This window comes from Deinococcus pimensis DSM 21231 (assembly GCF_000519345.1).
In the GTDB taxonomy this organism is placed as follows: domain Bacteria; phylum Deinococcota; class Deinococci; order Deinococcales; family Deinococcaceae; genus Deinococcus_A; species Deinococcus_A pimensis.
In genome coordinates, this window is sequence record NZ_KI912622.1 from 12,828 (window position 1) to 16,874 (window position 4,047).

Annotated in this window: 3 protein-coding genes; all 3 read left to right on the forward strand. The window is 70.7% G+C overall.

What is annotated here, in order from left to right:
• Nucleotides 1–2,264 (forward strand): PAS domain S-box protein (locus tag DEIPI_RS27935; protein WP_084473893.1); only part of this gene is annotated, 2,264 nt, incomplete at its 5' end.
• Nucleotides 2,261–3,514, forward strand: coding sequence for a hybrid sensor histidine kinase/response regulator (locus DEIPI_RS27940; RefSeq protein ID WP_045233498.1), 1,254 nt, complete (start codon nucleotides 2,261–2,263; stop codon nucleotides 3,512–3,514). The genes DEIPI_RS27935 and DEIPI_RS27940, both read left to right, overlap by 4 nt.
• Nucleotides 3,511–3,933 carry an OsmC family protein gene (locus DEIPI_RS0102445; RefSeq protein WP_027480725.1) on the forward strand — a complete coding sequence of 141 codons (423 nt, stop codon included), beginning with the start codon at nucleotides 3,511–3,513 and terminating at the stop codon, nucleotides 3,931–3,933. The genes DEIPI_RS27940 and DEIPI_RS0102445 overlap by 4 nt, the downstream gene beginning before the upstream one ends.
• The last annotated feature ends 114 nt before the right edge of the window (nucleotides 3,934–4,047 follow it).

Below are 4,047 nucleotides of genomic sequence, written 5' to 3' on the forward strand. Positions count from 1 at the left end.
ACCCCGAGGGTCGCGTGCGCCTCGCGAACGACGCCCTCGCGCGCACCTTCGGCCTGCGGCCCGAGGAGCTGCGCGGGCGCAGCCTCGCCACCCTCCACGCCGACGGTCTCGAAGGTCCCGCCGAGGAGGACGCCGCCGCCACGGCCACCTACCGCCGCGCCGACGGCAGCGAGTTCGTCGGGGAGGCCCAGCGCTCGCTGGTGCGCAACGAGGCCGGGGACGTCATCGGACGGCTGGAGGTCGTGCGCGACATGACCGAACGCCTCCAGGCCGAACGCGCCCTGCGTGAAAGCGAGCTGCGCTACCGCGGCGTCCTCGACGCCATCCCGCACCTCGTGTGGGTCACGGACCCCGAGGGACGCCACCTCTACTACAACAGCGGCTGGTACGACTACACGGGCCTCTCGCACGAGGACTCCATGAACTACGGCTTCACGAACGCCCTGCATCCCGACGACGTGGACCGCACCATCCGCGCGTGGGAACGGTCGTGGCGGTACGGCGAGCCCTACGACATCGAGTACCGCTTCCGCCGTCACGACGGCGTCTACCACTGGTTCGTGGGCCGCGCCACGCCCATCCGGAACGCCAACGGCGACGTCATCGAGTGGGTCGGCACCTGCACCGACATCCACGACCGCTACGAGTTCGAGCAGCAGCTCCAGGGGGCCGAGGCGCGCTCGCGCGGCCTCCTCGAAGGCCTGCCGCAGATCGTGTGGGTCGGTGACGCCGGGGGCCGAACCACCTACGTCAACCGTCGACTCGCGCAGTACGCCGGGGAGGAGCGCGCCGAGCAGGGCGACCTCCTCGCGCTCGTCCACCCCGACGACCGCGCCGCCTTCCAGGACCGCTGGCGGCGCGCCATCGCGTCCGGCTCGCCCGTCGAGGGAGACTTCCGCCTGCTCGGCGAGGGCGGCGAGTACCGCACCTTCGCCCTGCGCGGCCTGCCCGTGCGCGGCGCGGGCGGCGACGTCATCGAGTGGGTCGGGACCTTCACCGACGTGGAGGACCAGGTGTACGCCGAGGCCACCTCACGGCTCCTCGCGGAGGTCAGCCGCCTGCTCGCCACGCCCCTCGGTGAGCAGCGCGACATCACGGGCGTGCTCGCGCTGCTCGTGGACCGCTTCACCGAGAGCGCTTGCCTGTGGTTCGCCGACGACGGCGACCTCTGGACCGCCCGCGAGGCGCGGCCCCACGTGGACCTCCACGCCCTCGACGACGCCCTGCGCGGCGAGATCACCGTCCGCGCCGTCCTGGAGAGCGGCGAGACGACCGTGCTGCGCGACCAGGACGCCCTGCACCGAGCCGGACTCGGCGGTGCCGCGCTCGTCCCGCTCGCCGCCCGCGGCGAGCAGCCCGTCGGGGTCCTCGTGCTCGGCTACCGCCGAGCCGTCGACGACCGCGACCTCGAACTCGCCCACGAGGTCGCCACGCGCGTCGCGACCTCCATCGACAACCAGCGCCTGTTCATGCAGGCCCGCGAGGCGGAGCGCGAGGTCAAGGAGCTCAACCAGTCCCTGGAGGAGCACGTCGAGGTCCGCACCCGCGAACTGCAGGAGGCCAACCGTGAACTGGAGGCCTTCTCCTACAGCGTCTCCCACGACCTGCGGACGCCCCTGCGGCACATCGTCGGTTTCGGGGACCTGCTGCGCAAGGAGGCCGACACCAGCATGTCCGACAAGGGCCGCCGCTACCTCGGCATCATGACCGACGCCGCGACCCGCATGAGCGCCCTCATCGACGACCTGCTCAACTTCTCCCGCATGGGCCGCCAGGAGATCCGCTCCGGCCCGGTGGACCTCGACGCCGTCGTCCGCGAGGTCATCGAGGAACTGTCGCCCGAGACGCAGGACCGCGACATCGAGTGGGACGTCCGCGACCTCCCCACCGTCACGGGCGACACCAGCCTGCTCAAGCTCGTGTTCATCAACCTGATCTCGAACGCGCTGAAGTACTCGCGCACCCGCGAGCAGTCCCGCATCGAGGTCTCCGCGCGCCTCACGGGCGACGAGTACGCCGTCACCGTGCGGGACAACGGGGTCGGCTTCGACCCGCGCTTCGCGGACAAGCTCTTCGGGGTGTTCCAGCGCCTGCACCGCGCCGAGGAGTTCGAGGGGACCGGTATCGGCCTCGCGAACGTCAGGCGTATCATTACCCGACACGGCGGCCGCGTCTGGGCCGAGAGCGAACTCGGAGAGGGCGCGTCCTTCTCGTTCTCGCTGCCCGCCGCGCAGACCGTCACTTCCGGAAGGGGAGCCGCATGACCGACCTGTACGACATGAACGCCATTCCAGCCACGCTGCGCGTGCTGCACCTCGAAGACAACATCCTCGACCACGAGCTCGTCAAGGCGATGCTGGAGGAGGGCGAACTCCCGTGGCCCTGCGACGTCATCCGCGTCGACACCGAGGACGAGTTCCGCACGGCGCTCAGCGAGTTCGCGCCGCACATCGTCCTGTCGGACTACAGCCTCCCCAACTACGACGGCCTCAGCGCCTTCGAGTTCGTCCGCAAGTTCTTCGCGCACATGCCCTTCGTGATCGTCACGGGCGCCATGGGCGAGGAGGTCGCGGTGGAGACGCTGCGCAAGGGCGTCACCGACTACGTCCTCAAGCAGCGCCTCGAGCGGCTCGTGCCCGCCGTCGTGCGCGCCCTGCAGGAGGCCGCCGAACGCGCCCGGCGCGAGCGCGCCGAGGCCGAGATCCGCGAGCTCAACATGAAGCTCCAGACGCGCCTGGAGGAGGTCGAGCGGCTCAACCGCGTCGCGGAGGACCGCCGTCAGAAGCTGGAGGAGACCGCCCGTCAGCTGGAGGAGGCCCTCAAGCTGCAGAAGACCTTCCTCGCGGAGACCAGTCACGAGCTCCGCACGCCCCTCACGGCGCTCCTGGGCTACCTGCGCCGCGCGGAACGCGAGATCGAACGGCCCGCGCTGCTCTCCGACCCCATCCGCGTCGCGGAGAACATGACGCGCCTCGTGAACGACCTGCTCCAGCTCTCGCGCGGTGAGCTCGTCGCGAACATCGAGCCGCACTTCGTGGCGCTCTCCGTGCTGCTCCAGCAGGTCGGGCGCGACTACGGCGTGCGCGTGCAGGCGCCCGAGCACCTCGAACTCGTCGGGGATCCCGTGCGGCTCACGCAGGTGTTCGTGAACCTCGTGACGAACGCGATCCGCGTGTGCGGACGGCAGGACCTCGTGAGCGTCGTCGCGAGCACCACGCCCGGCCACATCGTCGTGGACGTCGTGGATCACGGTCCCGGCGTCCCGGACGAGGTGAAGCCCCGCATCTTCGACAAGTTCTACCGCGGCAAGGAGGCGGGCAGCGCGGGCCTCGGCCTCACCATCGCGCAGCAGGTCGTCACGGCGCACGGCGGACACATCGACGTGCTCGACACGCCCGGTGGCGGCGCCACCTTCCGGGTGGTCCTCAACGCCATCGAGGACGACGAGGACGACGAGGTGATCGTGACGGACGTGCCCGAGGACGAGCACAGCGGGGCTACACTCGGCTCATGACGATGCACATGACCGTCCATCACCTCGGTGACCAGCGCTACGTCGGCTTCAATGGCAAGGGCCAGCAGATCCTGATCGACAACAGCGACGTCCGCGTCGGCGTGAGCCCCATGGAGGCGCTGCTCGGCGCGCTCGCGTCCTGCACCGCCTACGACGTGGTCGGCATCATGCGCAAGCGCCGCACGCCCCTGAGCACCTACCGCATCGAGGTGGTCGGCGAACGCGCCGAGGAGACGCCGCGCCGCTACACCCGCATCACCGTGCGGCACGTCGCGGGCGGCGAGGGCGTCACCCTCGAGGCGCTGGAGAAGGCCGCGCACCTCAGCCACGAGAAGTACTGCTCGGTCGCCGCGACCCTCAACTGCGAGATCGTCCTGGAGGTCACGCTGGAGGAGAGCGCCCCGGCCGCCCCGGTCTGACCTCCGCGCGTGGAGGGCCCGCACACCCTTCGACGGTGTGCGGGCCCTCGCCTCAGATGCCCCAGCCGCCGTCCACCAGCAGCTCCTGTCCCGTGACGTACCCGGCGGCGGGCG